Source organism: Archangium primigenium, assembly GCF_016904885.1.
Lineage (GTDB): Bacteria > Myxococcota > Myxococcia > Myxococcales > Myxococcaceae > Cystobacter > Cystobacter primigenius.
The window spans coordinates 6,788,429-6,805,623 of sequence record NZ_JADWYI010000001.1 but is presented as its reverse complement, the minus strand read 5'-3'; the positions used below and the strand labels follow the sequence as shown (position 1 = coordinate 6,805,623).

General features: G+C 71.4%; 9 protein-coding genes. 6 read left to right on the top strand and 3 right to left on the bottom strand.

The features are described from left to right. The first annotated feature begins 21 nt into the window (after positions 1-21). Entirely contained in the window at positions 22-1,056 is a 1,035-nt protein-coding gene (locus I3V78_RS27765; protein WP_204491771.1) for a hypothetical protein, read from the top strand. On the opposite strand, the gene I3V78_RS27760 is transcribed toward I3V78_RS27765, so the two are convergent. Both I3V78_RS27760 and I3V78_RS27755 read right to left on the bottom strand, forming a co-directional pair. Further along, the gene (locus I3V78_RS27760; protein WP_204491769.1) at positions 1,034-5,059 is read right to left on the bottom strand and encodes a Calx-beta domain-containing protein; all 4,026 of its coding nucleotides are present in this window, start codon (positions 5,057-5,059) and stop codon (positions 1,034-1,036) included. The two genes, I3V78_RS27765 and I3V78_RS27760, sit on opposite strands and share 23 nt — an antisense overlap. Before the next feature lie 21 nt (positions 5,060-5,080). After that, positions 5,081-7,456, bottom strand: coding sequence for an Ig-like domain-containing protein (locus I3V78_RS27755; protein WP_204491766.1), 2,376 nt, complete (start codon positions 7,454-7,456; stop codon positions 5,081-5,083). Between the two features lie 199 nt (positions 7,457-7,655). On the opposite strand from I3V78_RS27755, the gene I3V78_RS27750 reads away from it, so the two are divergent. After that, positions 7,656-9,680, top strand: a complete 2,025-nt coding sequence (locus tag I3V78_RS27750) for a hypothetical protein (RefSeq protein ID WP_204491764.1) — start codon at positions 7,656-7,658, stop codon at positions 9,678-9,680. Positions 9,681-9,781: 101 nt separating this feature from the next. Beyond that, the gene (locus tag I3V78_RS27745; protein WP_204491763.1) at positions 9,782-10,258 is read left to right on the top strand and encodes a GFA family protein; all 477 of its coding nucleotides are present in this window, start codon (positions 9,782-9,784) and stop codon (positions 10,256-10,258) included. Positions 10,259-10,265: 7 nt separating this feature from the next. Here I3V78_RS27745 and I3V78_RS27740 read toward each other — a convergent pair whose 3' ends face one another. Beyond that, positions 10,266-13,397, bottom strand: coding sequence for a cyclic nucleotide-binding domain-containing protein (locus I3V78_RS27740; RefSeq protein ID WP_204491760.1), 3,132 nt, complete (start codon positions 13,395-13,397; stop codon positions 10,266-10,268). Positions 13,398-13,606: 209 nt separating this feature from the next. On the opposite strand from I3V78_RS27740, the gene I3V78_RS27735 reads away from it, so the two are divergent. The 3 genes from I3V78_RS27735 to I3V78_RS27725 all read left to right on the top strand — a co-directional run bounded on the left by I3V78_RS27735 (position 13,607) and on the right by I3V78_RS27725 (position 17,175). After that, positions 13,607-14,182, top strand: a complete 576-nt coding sequence (locus I3V78_RS27735) for a hypothetical protein (RefSeq protein ID WP_204491757.1) — start codon at positions 13,607-13,609, stop codon at positions 14,180-14,182. Positions 14,183-14,211: 29 nt separating this feature from the next. Next, complete coding sequence (locus tag I3V78_RS27730) at positions 14,212-15,174, top strand: hypothetical protein (RefSeq protein WP_239576655.1); 963 nt, start codon at positions 14,212-14,214, stop codon at positions 15,172-15,174. Positions 15,175-15,321: 147 nt separating this feature from the next. Continuing rightward, on the top strand, positions 15,322-17,175 hold the full coding sequence (locus I3V78_RS27725) for an ATP-binding protein (protein ID WP_204491755.1): 1,854 nt from the start codon (positions 15,322-15,324) through the stop codon (positions 17,173-17,175). Positions 17,176-17,195 lie beyond the last annotated feature (20 nt).

Sequence of the window (17,195 nt, the reverse complement as noted above, 5' to 3'; positions counted from 1 at the left end):
GGGTTCATCCTGCCTTTCCAATTGCTCCGGGTTCTCCTGGAGGACACGACGCTCCGACGCGGCTACCTGCGGGTGGCCTGCCTCCAGGTGGTGGCCATCCTGCTGCTCGTCGGCGTGTTCTCGGACGCGGGTCGGGAGCTGGGGCGGATGACGGGCGCCACCCAGCGGGTGGAGGCGCACCTGGAGGAGGCCCAGGAGGACGCCGAGGCCGACGCGCTGGCGCACAGCGCGGCCTCGCTCGCGGCGCTGTTGCAGAAGAAGGACGCGGACCCCGAGGAGGTGGCGGAACTGCGCGAGGAGATCGCCGCGCTCAAGGCCGAGGTCCAGAAGGCGCGCGCGGGGGTGGAGAAGACGTCGGAGCGCCCGCGGGACGGCTGGGCCTGGACGCTCGTGAACTGGGCGGGGCTGCTCACCTCGCTCTACGTCTGCCAGTGGGTGGTCATCGCCCTGTCGCGCGACCACCATTCGCACCTGTCGCGCGAGGTGAGCCTGCGCACGGGCCTGGAGCCGGAGGACGAGGCCGTCGCCCCGCGCATCCGGCTCAACCCGCCCTGGATGGTCAAGAAGCTCAAGCAGCGCTGGCGCGCGGTGTGGCTCTTCTCCCTGGGCATGCCGGTGCTCTACGTCGTGAAGCTCGCGATCCCCTCGAGTGCCCGGTGGGTGCTCTTCCCGGTGCTGGTGTCGCTGTGGGGCGCCTGGTGGTTCGTCGTCTTCACCGCGGGCAAGAGCGCGCGGGCGTGGGACGAGCCCGAGGCCCGCGCGCCCTGGTTCCTGCGCGGGTGGAACCGGATGTTCTCGGCCGTCCCCGGCCTCCGGGGCTATGGCGCGTTCTGGTCCCGGGCGACCACGTCGGTGTTCTCGCCGGCCGCCCAGGTGGAGCGCAGCCCGTGGGGCCTGAGCGGGCTCGCGCTGGCGCGGGGGCTCTCGGGCCTGCCCCTGGTGAAGTGCTTCCTGCGCCCCGTCATCCCCGTGGCCGCCGCGCACCTGCTGCGCGCGGAGCGGGACGGCGTCCCGGCCCCGGCGCCCGCCCCGCTCACGGCTTCAGGCGCAGCGTGACGTCGTCGACGAACCAGCCGGCGTAGTTGTTGAACTGGCCATCCGCGGTCAGGAAGGTGAAGCGCACCTGGACGGGCCCCCAGGCGGGATCCAGGTCGAGCGTGTGGGTGTGCCAGGTGCCCATCGCCTCGCACGCGCCCGCGGCGGAGGGGTGCGCGGACAGCTGCGCCTGCTGCACCAGCACACTCTCCGCCCCCTCGCGCCGGTGGATGCGCACGAAGCGCTGGTCGTAGCTCGTGCCCTCCTCCTCCGTCTGGTAGTTGCACCAGAAGGTCAGCTGGGGCGCGGTCACGCCGCCGACATGGACGACGGGACTGGTGGCCGAGCCGGAGTGGTCGGCGCCGTCGTTGTAGTCCACGCCGTTGTTGTAGTTCAGGCTCCGGGCGCCCGCGTGCACGGCGCCTCCCGGGACGGACGTGGGGGTGTTGTCCGCGTTCCAGCCCACCGTGGCGCTGGTGCCCGTGACGCTCCAGCCCTCGAGGCCGGAGTCGAACGTGGAGGTCCACGCGGCGGGGGTCTGCGTGGCGTCCCGGTTGCTCAGCGCCACCGGGGGCGGCACGCGTCCGGCGTACGCGGGGTCCCCGCTCGTCGTCTCGGAGAAGAGCAGCTGGTAGGGCTGGTCGCCATCGGCCAGCAGGTCGCGCACCCCCTTGACCACGATGGGCCGGGGCTGGTTCCAGTCCGTGGGCGTGAAGGTGAGGTGCGTGGCGTCGGGCACCCCCTCGGAGGGGTCACTGGTGTCGAAGTGGAGGGTGACGGGCGCGGTGGGGGGGGTGAGCAGGCGCGCGGAGAGGACGGCATGGCCGCCGTCCTCGTGGGTGGTGGCCCGGAGGGGCGTGACGAAGATGCCCGGGGAGTCGTCGTCCTGGTTGACGAGCGCCACCGGGGCCAGGGGGAGCGCGGCGTAGGTGGCATCCGGGGTCGAGGGCGCCTGGAAGAGGACCTGGTAGCCCTGATCCCCATCCGCGAGCGCATCGTCCACGCCGGTGACGGTCACCGTCCGGGGCAGGCGCCAGGTGTCGGGGGTGATGGTGAAGCTCGACGGAGAGACCACGCCCTCGCCGGGGTCCGACGAGTCGAGGGTGTACGTGACGGGCGCGAAGGGCCGCGAGGTGAGCGCCACGGTGAAGGTGGCGCTGGCGCCCGTCTCCAGGGTGTGGCCGCTCGGGGCACTCACGAGGACGCCCGCGGTGTCGTCATCCGTGGTGCCGAGGGCCAGACTCTCCGGGACGAGGCCCGCGTAGACGGAATCGGTGCTCGTGCTGGGCGCGAACACGATGGCGTAGGGTGGACTGCCATCCGCGAACTCGTCGTCCTGGCCCGTGACCTCGACGCGCTGGGGGAACCTCCACGAGGACGAGGTGAAGACGAGGCTGCTCCTGGAGAGCACGCCCTCGGTCTCGTCCGTGCTGGACAGGGCGATCGTCACGTCGGCGCGCGGCTGGGAACGCAGGGTGACGGTGAAGGACGCCTTGCCGCCCTTCTCGGTGGGCGTGCCGCTCACCGCGCTGACGAGGATGCCCGCCACGTCGTTGTCCAGGTTGACGAAGTTCAAGGGGGGCGGTGTCAAGGCGGCGTAGCCCGAGTCCGCGGTCGACACCAGGAAGGTGATGGAGACGGGTTGATCTCCATCCGCGACGAGATCGTCCACCCCCTGGATGAACACGTTCTGGACCACGTTCCAATTGGTGGTGCTGAATTCCAGGGGCGACGCGCTCACGGTCGCCTCGGCCTTGTTGCTCGACCGGACGAAGAGGAAGACATCGGTGTAGGGCCTGGCCGCGAGCGAGATGGACACGGTGGCTTTTCCTCCAGCTTCCGTGGGCCCTCCCGTGGACGTGATGTGGAGGCCAGGCGTGTCGTTGTCCAGGTTGGTGACGGGCACGGAGACAGGCTGGAGCGCCGCGTAGACGGGATCCGCGCTGGTGACGGACGAGAAGATGATGCGGTAGGCCACATCGCCGTCCCGCAGGGTGTCGTCCACACCGGTGATGACCACGGTCTGGGGCGTCATCCAGTTGGCGGGCGTGAAGGTGAAGTCCGTGACGGGGAGCGTGCCCTCGGTCGTGTCATTGGACTGGAGCCGAAGGGTGACGGGGGCGGTGGGCTCGGAGGTGAGCGCCAGGGTGAAGGTGGCCTGCCCACCCGCCTCGCTCGTGGGGCCACTGACGGGTCCGGTCTGGACGCCCGCGGTGTCGTTGTCCCGGTTGAACACCCTCAATGCGCCGGGCCGGTGTCCGGCATAGGCGGGATCCGCGCTGGCGGAAAGACCGAAGGTGATGAGGTAGGGCTGGTCCGCATCCGCGAGGGCGTCATCCACGCCGGTGACGACGACCGTCTGGGGCGTGGCCCAGTCCGTGGGCGTGAACGTGAGCTCGGAGACGGCGAGCGTGCCCTCGGTCGTGTCATCGGACTGGAGGGGCAGCGTGACGGGCGCCCGGGGCTCGGAGGTGAGCACCACCGTGAAGGTGGCCTGTCCACCCGCCTCGGTCGTGAACCCGCTGACCGCGCTGACGGTGATGCTCGCGACGTCGTTGTCCCGGTTGCTCACGGTCAGCGGGGCGGGCTCGCGTCCGGCATAGGCGGGATCGGCGCTGGACGAGGGTCCCAGGGTGAGGGTGTAGAGCTGGACGCCATCCGCGAGGGCGTCATCCACGCCGGTGACCACCACCGTCTGGGGGAGGAACCAGTTGGAGGGCGTGAAGGTGAGCTCGGAGACGGCGAGCGTGCCCTCGGTCGTGTCGTCGGACTGGAGGGGCAGCGTGACGGGCGCCAGGGGCTCGGAGGTGAGCACCACGGTGAAGGTGGCCTGTTCGCCCGCCTCGTTCGTGAAGCCGCTGACGGCGCCGACACTGAAGCCCGCGGTGTCGTCATCGCGGTTGATCATCGCCACCGGGGCCGGCGGGAGCGCGGCGTACGTGGCGTCGTCGCTCGTCAGGGTGAGGGTGAGGGTGTAGGGCTGGTCCCCGTCCGCGCGCGCGTCGTCCACGCCGGTGACGACGAGGGTCCGGGGGCTCCGCCAATCCTCCGGGGTGAACGTCAGGGACTCGGGCAACACCCGGCCCTCGCCTGGGTGGCTCGAGCGCGCATGCACCGTCACGGCCGCCGTGGGACGGCTGTCGAGCACGAGGGTGAGCGGGGTCTGGCCGCCCGCCTCGGTCGTCTCGCCGGAGCGCGGGGTCAGGGAGAGCCCGACGGTGTCGTTGTCCGTGTTGACGAACGCCACGGGGGAGAGCGTCCACCCGGCGTAGTCGGGATCCTCGCTGCGCGCGGGCTGGACGACGATGGCATAGCCCTGGGGGCCGTCCGCCATGTCGTCGTCCACGCCGGTCACGGTCACCACCTGCGGCACCCGCCAGGCGTCCGGAGTGAAGCGCAGTTCCCGAGGCTCGACGCGGCCCTCTCCGGGCGCCGAGGACTCCAGGCCCAGCAGCACGTCCGCGCGCGGCTGGCTGGTGAGCACGACGGTGAAGGTCGCCCGGGTGCCGTCCTCGCTCGTCGCGCCGCTGGCCTCCGTGAGGACGATGCCCGCGGTGTCATCGTCCGCGTTGATCAGGGAGAGCGGCGGGAGGCCCAGGCCCGAGAAGCGGACGTCATCGCTCTGGGAGGGCTCGAACCGGATGGAGAACGCCTGGGGGCCGTCCGCCAGGGCGTCATCCACGCCCGTGACGAGCACCTGCCGGGGCGTGCTCCAATCGTCCGGGGTGAAGGTCAACCCGGCGGGCGACACCCGTCCTTCCTCCGGGCGATCCGAGCTCAGGTCCACCGACACCGGGGACCGGGGCGCGTCACTCAGGGTGACGGTGAAGCGCGCCTGGGTACCCGCTTCGGAGGGCGCGCCCTCGACGGCGCTCACCACGAAGCGGGGCGTGAGGCCGACCTCGGGGTCGGTGGGTGGAGGGGGCGGCGGCGCGACATCCGTGCCGCCCGTGCAGGCCAGCAGCGGACAGGTCACGAGCAGACCCAGAAGACAGACAACCGGAAGACGAAGCAAGGCGGTCATGGGGGGCGGGTGATTCCGGCTCTATTTCAAGTTCAAGACCAGGTCGTCCTGATCCCTGTCATCAACGCCACTGCTCACGCAGGACGCCGTGGACGTCGCCAGTTGCGCGCGCAGGACCACCTGGGAGGAGGTCGCGGACGGCGTGAAATCCAACTCCACGCTCTGCGTCCCATAGCCACTGTATCTGTCCGGGGACCGGGAATGGAGCAGGGACCAGCTCGTGCCACTGACCGCGCCTCGGTAATAGATGGCCAGGCCAACGGGCTTGCTCGTGAAATACCAATACGTCACCCGCAGTCGCGCGGGCTTGCCTCGGGTCAGGGGCCCGCCATCCTTGGAGCGGACCACCATGGAGTCGATGGAGTAATCAGGCGACCACGCATAATAAGCGTAGTCCGTGCAGCCATCGATCGTGTTGGGGTAATTCGGTTCGCCGTGGTGGGCGCTGTCCAACAGCGCCTCGGTCGAGCAGCGGGAGGTGTCCTGGAGGCAGACGGGAACCTTCAGGCTGGAACTCCACGACACGCGATTGGGATGGGCGAGCGTGGCGACGACGTCCTGGCTGTTCGCCCTGTTTCCCCAGATGTCATACGCCCGGGCGCTGAAGGTCATGGAGGGACGGGCCAGCCAGGCCGTATCGAAGCTGAAGTCGAAGGGCGGCGTGGTGCTCTCGCCGATCATCTCCCCGCCCGCCAGGTACTGCACGCGGGCGAGCGGCGAGTTGTCGCTCGTGTCCACCTTGAAGGTGTAGACCCCGCTCAGAATCTCCTGGGGGACGGGGGCGGTCAGTGTGACCGTGGGCGCCTCGTGATCGTTGTCCACCACCACGTCGATCGTGGCGGTGCTCAGGTTGCCCGAGGAGTCATAGGCCTGGGCGGTGAGGGTGTAGGGCCCATCGGGAAGCGAGAACGTGTCCCAGGACGCCGTGAAGGGCGCTTGCCGGATCGTGGCCACGGGCGTGGACTCGTTGGCGCGGAAGATCTTCACGAGCGACACGCGGGTGTTGTCGCTCACCTGGAGGACGAGGGGCGTCGTGCCCTGGACGGTCGCGTGGGCCAGCGGCGCGGCCCAGGCCAGCTGCGGGGGCTCGGCATCGGGGACGGCGGGGAGGACATCCAGCAGGAGGTCGTCGTTGTCGACGTACAGGCCCGCCGCGCAGGGGGCGAGGGGATCGTACACCTTGCGGAGACTGGCCCGCAGCACCTGGGTGTCCCCGGGCGGCAGCGTGAAGGTGATGCCGAGCTTCTGCTGATCCTTTCCCGAGGGCGTCAGCGTGGTCAGATGCTTCCAGACGGGCGCGCGATAGTCCGGGGCGAGGTACAGATCGAGCCGATCGGACGGATAGCCCCCCGTGCCGCTGTCCGCCCAGATCGTGACATCGGCGCGGACGAGCTGGCCCTCATGCAAGGGCGAGGTGGAGCCATCGCGGGGATAGACGACGATGCGATCCACGGAAGGACCGTAGTGAAGAGAGCCATAGATGCCGTCCGCGCAGCGCGTGGCGCTCAGGGTGTTGGGGTAGTTGGGCTCTTTTCCCTGGGAGCCCTGGCCCAGGGTCAGGTTCCGGGTGTCGCAGAAGGCCACGCCCAACCGGCACCGGGGCGCTCCCAGCGCGTCATAGGTCACCGTCTGGGGGTTGGACGTGACGACCTGGACGGAGGCGCTCTGGCTGTTCAGCCCGACATCCCACGCCTCGCATCGCAGCGTCTTGCTTCCATCCGCGAGGCTCGTGGAATCCCACCCGATGCTGTAGGGCGGCGTGGTGACACTGCCGATGCGCGTGCCACCGCTGCCGCCAGCGGCGTCCACGTAGAAGTCCACCCGTCGCACGCCCAAGTCGTCGCTCGCGGAGGCCTCGATCTTCACGACGCCGCTCACGGTGGCGCCCGGGGCTGGCGCCGTGCAGGTCACCGAGGGGGGGACGGAGTCTCGCGCCACCTGGATGTAGACCGGGTTGGAGGTGGCCACGTTGCCGGCGGCATCGTAGGCCCGGGTGGTGAGGGTGTAGAGCCCCGGTGGCGAGAACTTCGTGTCCCAGCCATAGAAATACGTGGAGCCGGTCAGGGTCTTCAGCAGGGTGTTGTTCGCGTAGAACTCCACCCGCGTCACGCCCACGTTGTCGCTGGCCGTGGCCCAGATGAACACCGGTTGGTAGTGGGTGCTTCCCGATACGGGGTCGGTGATCGCCGTGACGGGCGGAACGGTGTCCTCTCCCGCGGGCAGGATGAGCTCCCCGTCACCGGGCACGGGCAGCGGCGCGGGTGGCTCGATCGGCGCCACCAACGGCGCCTCCGTGTGAGACCGTGACGCGACCGCCGTATCCTGGAGCGGCGCGTCACACGCCAGCAGCAGGCACATGGCCCCCAGGGCCATGCGAGCAAAAGAAGGAATGGACATGAAGGCCCCCGGGTGCGGGCGCATCCTGCCGGAAGGCCCCGACGTCTAGAAGCCACCCCGGACGATTCCGGGTGGCCGGGGGGAGCGCTCGAAGTCGAATAACGTGTCCAACTGGAAGAGTCCGTGAGGCAGCGGCCTCCAGGGAGGCACCTACGTGAGGACAGCAGCGAAGAGGGCAGGGCGGATCGCGGTGGGGCTGATGGCGCTCGCGCCAACGGTGGCCGGAGCGGTGGTGCCCCCGGACAGCACGTTCTTCTCCACCGTGCACGTCGAGTCGGCGGCGTCGTTGAACACCTACTCGGATGGCGATCTGTGGCCGTCGTGCTGGTCGGACGATGGGAACCTGTACGCGGGCAATGGCGATGGCCGGGGCTTCTCCCTGATCGAGCCCCGACCGGACCCCGTGTTCGACATCGCGGTCAACCGCATCCAGGGCCTGCCGGGCAACCTCACGGGCTCCACGCTGACGACACGGGTGAGCCAGACGTGGAAGACGGGCCGGTACAACCGCAAGCCCACAGGCATGGTGTGCGTGGACGGCGCCCTGTACATGGCGGTGCAGGATCTGGAGTGGAACTTCGACAACGCGCCCAACGCGACGATCGCGAAGTCCACCGACCGCGGCGTCACGTGGACCTGGAACACGCAGGCTCCCATGTTCCCCAGCTCCGTGTTCACGACGATCATGTTCCTGGACTACGGCAAGAACAACGCCTGGAACACGTTCGACACCTACGTGTATGCGTATGGGCTCGACTACAACTGGCGCGACTCGTTCGACAACTCGACGTCGGATCCGACGAAGCTGTTCCTCGCGCGCATGCCCAGGACGGGCATCATGAACCGGGCCACCTGGGAGTTCTACCGGGGGGATTTGAATGGCGGTGCGTCCTGGACGACGGACATCACCCAGCGCAAGCCCGTGCTCCAGGATGACCGGCGCATCTACGTGAACACGCGCGACTCACAGCACATCCGCGACATGACGGTGCTGTCGCAGGGCAGCGTCGTCTACAACAAGCCCCTCAACCGCTACCTCTACACGTCCTGGACCGAGTACACCTTCGAGTTCTATGAGTCGCCCACGCCCTGGGGCCCGTGGAAGAAGTTCCTCACCAAGGACTTTGGCGGCTACCCCTGGTCGGCCACGAAGAATGGCGGCTATTCCGCGACCATTCCGTCCAAGTTCATCAGCACCGATGGCAAGACGATGTACGTGCAGTCCAACACCTTCGTGGGCGGGGTGACGAACTACAACTTCTCCCTGCGAAAGCTGGTGGTGGAGCCCCGTGTGGCCACGACGCCGTCCAACGCCCAGAGCGACACGGTGAACCTGGCCACCGCCCCGGGCACGCGGGCCGTCGAGAAGGTGGCCCACTTCGGCAACCTGGGCGTGCTCAACAACGGCTCCCGCAATGACAGCGAGGACAGCTGGGATCAGGAGAACAAGACGAGCGACTGGTGGGGATACACCTGGCCGCGCGCCTACCACCTGAACAAGGTCCGCTACACGACCGGTGGCATGTTCTCGGACGGCGGCTGGTTCAGCGGCAACCTCCGCGTGCAGGTGCGCCAGAACGGCGTCTGGGCGGACGTGCCGAATCAGCAGATCACCCCCGTCTATCCCTTCACCTCGGCCGCGGGCTCGAACACGACGTACACGTTCCTGTTCGACAATACCTGGGGCGATGGCGTGCGCATCCTCGGCACGCCCGGAGGCGCCGCCGCCTTCACGTCCATCGGCGAGCTGGAGGTGTTCTACGCCGCCACGGGAGGCCTCTCCAACCTCCTGCGGGACCCTGGCTTCGAGCAGCAGGCGAGCAACACGGTGTCCGCCCCCTGGTACGTGCAGGGCCCGGACACCAAGGGCATCGACCGGGGCCTGGGCTTCTCGCGCACGGGCGCCCACAACGGGTGGATCCGCACCGCCTCGCGGGACTGGAACGCCCTCAAGCAGGACGTGGCGGTGACTCCCAATACGAACTACGTGCTGACCGGCTGGGTGCGCGGCTCCAGCAACGTCGACGCGGGTTTCTTCGGCGTGTGCACGGTGCCGGGCACGATCCTCCGCGAGGTGAAGTACGGCTCGCTGCCCGGCTACACGCAGCAGACCGTGGCCTTCAACTCGGGCAACAACAGCACCGTGAGCGTGTTCGCCGGGTTCTGGGGCATGGGCGCCGACGCGTTCGTCCAGATCGACGACCTGACGCTCACCCGTCAGTAAGGCGCTCGGGCGTGTCCGATTGTGGGGGAGAGGATACTCCTCGCCGCCCGTGTGACGGCGGGCGCCTGGCCGCCCCTTCCGCCACCTAGGCTCGTGTGCCGATGGAACTCACGGACGAGGCGAAGCCGGGCAGGGGCGAGTGGATGACGGGCGGGTGTCAGTGCGGACGCGTGCGCTATCGCGTCCTCATCCACGACGACGCGGCGTACCTCTGCCACTGCCGCATGTGCCAGCGCGCCACCGGCGGCGTCTCCATCGCGTTCAAGGGCGTGAAGCAGGCCGAGCTCGAGTGGCTCGGTGCGAAGCCGGACGAGTACGTGTCCTCGCCCATCGCCCGCCGGGGCTTCTGCGCCGGGTGCGGCACGCCGCTCACCTTCCGCTACGCGGACAGCGACGGCATGGACCTGACCGTGGGCAGTTTCGATGCGCCCGCGCGCTTCCGGCCCACCCAACACTTCGGCGCCGAGAGCTGGCACGAGGCCTGGCTCGACACGCGGGCGCTCCCCAGCCAACGCGTGGACCAGAATCCCGCCACCGTGGAGCGGTGGATGAAGGCCGTGGGCAAGCTGCCCGACTGAGTCCGCTTCAGCCGCCCGTCAGACGCTTGGGCGCGGGCGGTGGGGTGAGCGGGGGCGTGAGGGCCTCCTCCGCGACCCGCCGCTCGAGCGCCGCCACCACCTGGGCGGGCGGCAGGGCATCGGCGCTCGCCTGGAGCGCCTCGGCGAGCTGGATGACCGCGCGGAACTGCTGGCTCACCGCGCGGAAGAAGCCCGTGAGCAGCTCCGGCCGATCCGCCAGCAAGTCCAAGAAGTCGCGCCGGTCGATGACGAGCACCCGCGTGTCCTCCACCGCCACGGCGTCCGTGGGGCGCGGCGCGCCGTCCAGGAGGCTGATGTCGCCGAAGGTGTCCTTGGCCTTCATGCGCAGCACCTGCTCGCCATTGTTGAGGGCGTCCACCGTGCCCTCGATGATGACGTAGAGCGCGTCGCCGGGATCGCCTTCGCTGTAGACGCGCTCGCCGGCGCGGAAGCGCGCCTCGCGGGCGATGGCCGCCACCGCCGCCACGTCGTCCACGTCGTTCTGCGAGAAGACGTGCACCTCCTCCAGGAGGAACAGCTTCTGCACCGTTGCCTGACTCATGTCCGACTCCTGGGCCTCCGGCACGTCCATGCCGATGCGGCCCGCCACCTGTCGCGCGCACGCGCGCAGCACCACGTCCTCGCTCCGGCACAGCCAGGCGAGGTGCGCCTCCAGGGAACCCGTCTCGCCCGGAGGCAGATCCCGGTGGTGCGACTCCACCTGCTCGCGCACCAGGGCCCGGTCCTCCTCGTTCGTCAGCGTCTCCAACAGCTCCAGCGCGTAGGCGCGCCGCCGGGCGTCCTGGCCCGCCACGTGCTGGTGCACCCGCCGCATCACCTGGGGCGGATGCAAGAGCCCGAGCAGGAAGAAGCTCAGCTCCAGGGCCTGATCCAGGCGGTCGCCCACCGTGCGGGTGAGCAGCGCCCGGTCACCCAGCTCCGCGCGCAGGTCACGGTAGGGGCCCACGAGCGCGCGGTACACCTCGCGGCGCCGGCCCAGGGCCTCGCGCACGCGCTCCTCGTCCACCGGATGCTCGGGGTGCTCGTCGCGCAGGCGCGACAGCTCGGCGCCGATGCGGAAGTGCAGCCGGGCGTCGTCGCGCACGTTGGAGAAGAGCAGGGCGTGCAGCGCGGACGGGGTGCCGATGAGGCGCAGCACGCGCGGCACCTGCATCCGCATGGGCAGGGGCGCGGAGAAGTCGTTGAGCGTCGTCTCCAGCAGCGGCGTCACCTCGTCGCCCAGCGCGGCGAGCGACTCGCGCGCCGCGCGCCGCTCCTCGCGCCAGGTGAGGAAGGGCAGCAGCCGGGGCGCGAGCTTCACGTAGCCGCCCTGGCCCACCGAGCGCACCGCCACGCGCCGCACGCTGCTGTCCGGATCCGCCAGGTAGCTGGCGAGCATGGGCAGGTAGGTGGCGTCCTGGAGCCGGCCGAAGAGCCCGGCCACCTCGCGGCGATCCGCCACGGGCGCCTGGATGCCCCGCGCCGCCATGGCCCCGAGCGCCATGCGCGCCGCGGCGTGCCAGCGGGGGTTGGGCAGCAGGGCCCCCACGGCCGCGCACTTGAGGCCCACGTCCGAGCTGGCGAGCAGGGGCGGCAGGAGCACCTCGGCCCGCTCCGGGGCCAGCTTGGCCAGGGCCCACACCGCGCCGTCCCGCGGCCGGCGCGTGCCCTGCGTCACGAGCTGCTCCAGCAGGGGCGCCGTCTCGGTGGCGTCGTGCGCCAGCGCCAGCGTCACGGCGCGCTCCTGCACCCGCTCGTGCGTGTGGCGCAGCAGCACCGACAGGTGGGGCCGCAAGGGCAGGCCCTCCTGCTCCATCAGCTCCATGGCGGACAGCACGCGCTCGGGGGCGCTCGCGCCCAGGGCCTCCACGAGCAGCCGACGGTCCTCGCGGCCCAGCTCCTCGTCCTCCTCGCTCGAGGCGCCCACCTGCTCGCCCAGGGCCTCCACGTAGGCGGGCCGCAGGCGCATGAGCAGCACGCCGAGCAGGCCACACAGGGCCACCACCGCCAGCGCCATGCTGACGCCGTCGGCCGCCCGGCCCACGCCGATGAGCAGCACGCCCGCGAGCACCGTGCCGCCCTTGCGCAACAGGCCCTCCACCGCGCCGCGCAGCGCCTCGCGCTCCTCGTCCGGCACCGCCGCGTAGAGCAGCTGCACGCCCACGGGCAAGAGCGAGTAGTTCACCGCGTTCTCGAGCAGCCGCAGCAGGTGCACGGGCCACAGCTCCGGCGTCACCAGCGAGGCCACGGCCAGGGGCGCCATGATGCCGGGCAGCAGCGCCAGGTACGCCATCAGTCCCAGGCGCTTGAGCAGCCGCTCGGCCACGACGAGCTGGAAGACGACGCACAAGAGGCCAATCCACAGCTGCAGCGAGCCGAAGAGCGCGGCGAGCCCGTCCTCGCTCAGGGTGCGCTCCACGCGCAGGCGGAAGAGGTAGTCGACGAAGGCGGACAGCACCGCGAAGCCGATGCCCAGCGCGGCGAGCACCCGGGCATAGCTGCTGGTGGCCAGGTACTCCCAGGCGGCGGCGGCCGGGGGCGGGGTGTGCCGCGAGCGCGCGGGCCGGGGGCCCTCGGGCGTGGCGTGGAAGTGGAAGGCCAAGCCCGCGAGGCCCAGGAACAGCGCGCCGCCCGCGAGCACCGCGACGGTGCCCAGGCGCACCGCCAGCGTCTGCACGAGCAGACCGCCGAGCATGCCGCCCGCCATGCCCACGCCGTTGAGCGCCGTGAAGGCCCGCCGCGCCTCGCGCGCGTCGAAGGCCGCCGCCATGCGCCCCCAGAAGTGCAGGGAGATGAACGTCGTGAAGACGTCCACGAAGAGATAGAGCGCCAGCGCCGGCAGCCGCTGGCCCAGCGACACGCCCACCGCGAGCAGGCCCACCACCGCCGCGCCCCCGGTCATCAACAGGCGCAGCGACGGGCCGCCTTCATCCGGCGGCCGACGGGGGATGAGCGCCAGGGTCGCCACGAGCAAGGCCCCCACCAGGTACAGGTAGGGCAGCACGTGCGACTCGAAGCGCGACAAGACGAGGGCGTTCACAGCCGTCTTCAGCTGCGTCACACCGGCGATGAGGGCGAACTGGAAGGTCGCCGCGGGCCACAAACGCTGGACCCAGGACTGCGGCTCGGAAGTTGCCACGGGGCGGAGACTCTAACCGTCGAAAACCGGAATTTCCAGGCCGCTGCGCGGGCGGCCCCGGGCCTGGCGGCGGGGGAGGCGAGCGGCCTGGGGAGCGCGTGTTTCCGATTTGTCAATGATGACCAGCGAGCAGCGGGGTCGCATCGGGTTGCCCGACCCCCCCCGCTCGTCCGAGGATGGCACAGGTCGATTGCTCGCTTGGGGGCCCCATGTTTTCCACCATTCTTCTGCTGCTCCTGTCCACGGCGCCGGACGCGCCCGCCGAGGCGCTTCCCGCCGAGGCCCTGGGGGCACCGCCCCAGGTGAACGAGGCGCCCACCGCCTGGGCGTGCACCGTGGAGACGCTCCAATCGGGCCGGGAGTGCGTCTTCGAGGCCCAGGTGAGCCCATCCACCGCCGTGAAGGAGCAGGCCGCGGGCAACGTGCGCACCCTCAAGGACGTGGCCCACGCCCTGTGCCTGGATGCCGCCCGGCCCCCCTCGGGGCTGTCGGTGGACAAGAACCTGGTGGGGCAGTGTGAGCGCCAGTACACCGAGGCGGCCGAGGACACGTGCGAGCTGGAGGGCAAGGTGTCCGTCATCGACGCCAAGGGCCGCTTCGCCCCGGCGGCGCGCGCGTGCTACCGCAAGCTGTCGGAGGTGTTGCAGGACATCGCCATGCAGGCCGCGGTGGCCTCGGCGCGCTGCGGGTCGGGCTGCGCGCTCGTCATGCCCCAGGGCGCCGCGGCCACTCTTCCCTCCGCGGCGCGGGCCCCCGGGTCCGGCCAGGCCGCGGGGTCGCTGTGAGAAGCCCGGGAGCGAGGAAGCGAATCATCATGTCCACCTGGATGAAGAAGCTGTCGGGGGCCGCGCGTCCGGCCCTCGTCCTGTTGTCGGCCACGGCGTGCGTCATGGGCCTGGGGGCCTGCGGCTCGGCGCGGCACTCCCACGGCATGGACGAGCGCCAGGGCATGCCCGCGCTGGTGAAGGAGCCGCCCCCGCCGCCCGCCTCGGACGTGCCCGTGCCCGCGCGGCCCCAGGAGAAGGCCTTCGGCGCGCGCTACGCGACGCCCGAGCAGTGCGAGGTGGCCGCGCGCGCGCTGCTGCCCACCGCGCGCGATCAGGCCTGGGCCTCGCTGCGCTCGTGCGTGGAGCGCACCCACTTCACCCACCTCAAGTCCCTGCTCTCGGACGCCTGGGCCGAGGAGCTGCGGGTGCGCCCGGACGCCGCCCGGCTCATCGCCCAGGTGGTGGCCAAGCGCGGGGGCAGCGTGCCGGGGGAGCTCGCGCTGCTGCACGAGCGCCGCGTGCCCATCTTCGCCCTGTCCGACGCCATCGCCCAGCCGGACATCTACAAGGGCCGCTACCTGCTCCTGCGCGCCCAGGTGGCCGACGTGCGCAGCGACGAGAAGCAGCCCACGGTGTGGCTCGTCGAGCAGTCGCTGGGCTCGGTGGCGCGCGAGCAGAGCGTCGGCGTCACCTCGCGCCGGGACTGGAAGAGCGGGCAGCTCGGGGGGCCGGCCAGCGGGGGCGGCGCGCTGAGCGCGTGGGACAGCGAGACGTACGCCACCACGGTGCCGCGCTACGACAACCTGTCGGACGAGACGGGGCGCGAGGCCCTGGGGCGGCTGCCCGGGGTGGACCCCTTCTTCGCGCCGGGCAAGGACTTCGTCGTGCTCGCGCGCTTCGATGGGCTGCGCGCCACGTCCAGCGGTGACGAGGCCGAGGAGGACGCGCCGCGCCTGCCCGTGCTCTCCATCGTGAGCTACTTCCCGCCGCACCCGCTCGTCGTGTACTGACGCACGCGCGCGGGGGGCCTGTCCGCCGTCCAACGCCGGGGCGACGCCCGCGTTCACGGCGAGACGCCCCCCCGCACCGAGGTCCCCCCGAGCGGTCGGGTCTGTGGTGCAATCCCTCCCAGGTTCACGCGGTGGGGGGGGCCCGACATGCCGGTGCGTTTCGCTTCGCGGTTGATGCTCGTGCTCGCCCTGGTGGGCGTGGTGCCGGTGCTGCTGCTCGGGGGGCTGTCCTTCCACGCCCATCGCGCGGCGCTCCTGCGGCTCGTGGGGGAGCTGCAGACCCAGGCCGCCACCGACTTCGCCCGCTCCTGTCGCCAGCTCGTGCTCTCGGGCGTGGATCACCTGCGGTTGGCCACGGGCTCGCTGCCCTTGGAGGGACTCGGGTCCGCGGAGGCCTCGCAGGTGCTGGGCATTCCGCTGCGCCAGCTGGGCGCCCTCAACCTGTTGGTGCTGGTGGACGGTGAGGGGCGGGCACTCGCCCCCGCCGTCTTCCTGTCGCCGGAGGAGGGGACCCGGCAGCCCGTCACCGAGGACTCCCTGGGCCTCTTCGCGCGCCATGCGCCGGTGGAGCTCGCGCGCGCCACCGGCGCCGCCATCGGGGCGCCCTACCTGCCCAAGGGCTCGCGGGGCGGCCGCGTGGCCATCGCCGTCCGGGTGGGCGAGGGCTCCTCGCGGGTGCTGCTCGCGGAGCTGTCACTCGCGGAGCTGTCCGCCCGCGTGGAGGAGTGGGCGCGCGACGCGGGGCGGGCCTTCCTCGTGGATGCGCGGGGCGTGGTCGTGGTCGGCGCGGCGGACTCGGACGGCCTGAGCCCGGAGGAGCGGGACCTGGTGGCCGAGGGCCTCGCCCGGGGCGCGCCCGTGGTGCGCACCGTGCGCGGGGGGGCCGGCGCGAGCACCGAGTACCTCGCCGCCTTCGCGCCCGTGCCCGAGCTGGGCTGGGGCGTGGTGGTGGGCCGGGAGGCGGGCCGCGCCCTGGCGCCCGCCGAGCGGGTGCGGCGCACGACGCTCCTGGGCGCCCTGGTGGCGCTCGCGGCCACGGCGCTCCTGGGGCTCGTACTCGCGCGGGGCGTGAGCCAGCCCGTGGCCCGGCTGTCCGAGGGCGTGGCCACGCTCGCCGCCGGCCAGGACGGCCCGCCCCTGCCCGAGGAGGGCCGGGACGAGCTGGCGCGGCTCGCGCGGGCCTTCAACCACATGGCCGGCGAGCTGCGGCGGCGCGAGGCGGAGCTGCGGCGCTGGAGCGAGGAGCTGCGCCAGCGCGTGGACGAGCGCACCCGGCAGCTGCGCGAGGCCGAGGAGCAGATCGCCCGCACGCGGCGCCTGGCGGCCCTCGGCTCGTTCAGCGCGGGGCTCGCCCACGAGCTGAACAACCCCCTCACGGGCATTCTCGGCCTCCTGTCGCTCGCGTGCGAGGAGGTGCCGGCCCCCTCGCCCCTGCGCGAGAACCTGGACATGGTGCTCGACCAGGCGCGGCGCATGGCGCGCATCATCCGGCAGCTGCGGGACATGACGGAGCAGGAGCGCGCGGGCACGGGCCGCCCGTTGGATCCCGCCCGCCCCGTGCGCGCCGCGCTCGAGGAGGTGCGCGAGGAGCTCTCGTCGCGGGGGGTGACGCTCACGTGCGCGCTGGGCGAGCCCATGCCCCTGGTGCTGGGCCATGCCGAGCAGTTGCAGAGCGTGGTGAGCAACCTCTTGCGCAACGCCCTCACCGCGATGCCCGGCGGGGGCACGCTCTCGGTGGGGCTGGGCACAGTGGAGGGGGACGCGGTGTGCCTGTCGGTGAAGGACACCGGCAAGGGCATCCCCGAGTCGCTGCGCGAGCGCATCTTCGATCCGTTCTTCACCACCAAGGACGAGCCCGGCCGGGTGGGGCTGGGCCTGTCGGTGGCGCACGGCATCGTCCAGGCGCACCACGGCCGCATCCGCGTGGAGAGCACCGAGGGCCTGGGCACGACCATCACCGTCATCTTTCCCGCGGCGGGCGCCGAGGCCCATCTGGTGTGAGCGATTGAGCGCGCGAGGCA

Coding starts and splice junctions, on each gene's coding strand:
- I3V78_RS27760 (WP_204491769.1), bottom strand. CDS start 5,059: ATGACCGCCTTGCTTCGTCTTCCGGTTGTCTGTCTTCTGGGTCTGCTC.
- I3V78_RS27755 (WP_204491766.1), bottom strand. CDS start 7,456: ATGTCCATTCCTTCTTTTGCTCGCATGGCCCTGGGGGCCATGTGCCTG.
- I3V78_RS27750 (WP_204491764.1), top strand. CDS start 7,656: ATGGCGCTCGCGCCAACGGTGGCCGGAGCGGTGGTGCCCCCGGACAGC.
- I3V78_RS27745 (WP_204491763.1), top strand. CDS start 9,782: ATGGAACTCACGGACGAGGCGAAGCCGGGCAGGGGCGAGTGGATGACG.
- I3V78_RS27735 (WP_204491757.1), top strand. CDS start 13,607: ATGTTTTCCACCATTCTTCTGCTGCTCCTGTCCACGGCGCCGGACGCG.
- I3V78_RS27730 (WP_239576655.1), top strand. CDS start 14,212: ATGTCCACCTGGATGAAGAAGCTGTCGGGGGCCGCGCGTCCGGCCCTC.
- I3V78_RS27725 (WP_204491755.1), top strand. CDS start 15,322: ATGCCGGTGCGTTTCGCTTCGCGGTTGATGCTCGTGCTCGCCCTGGTG.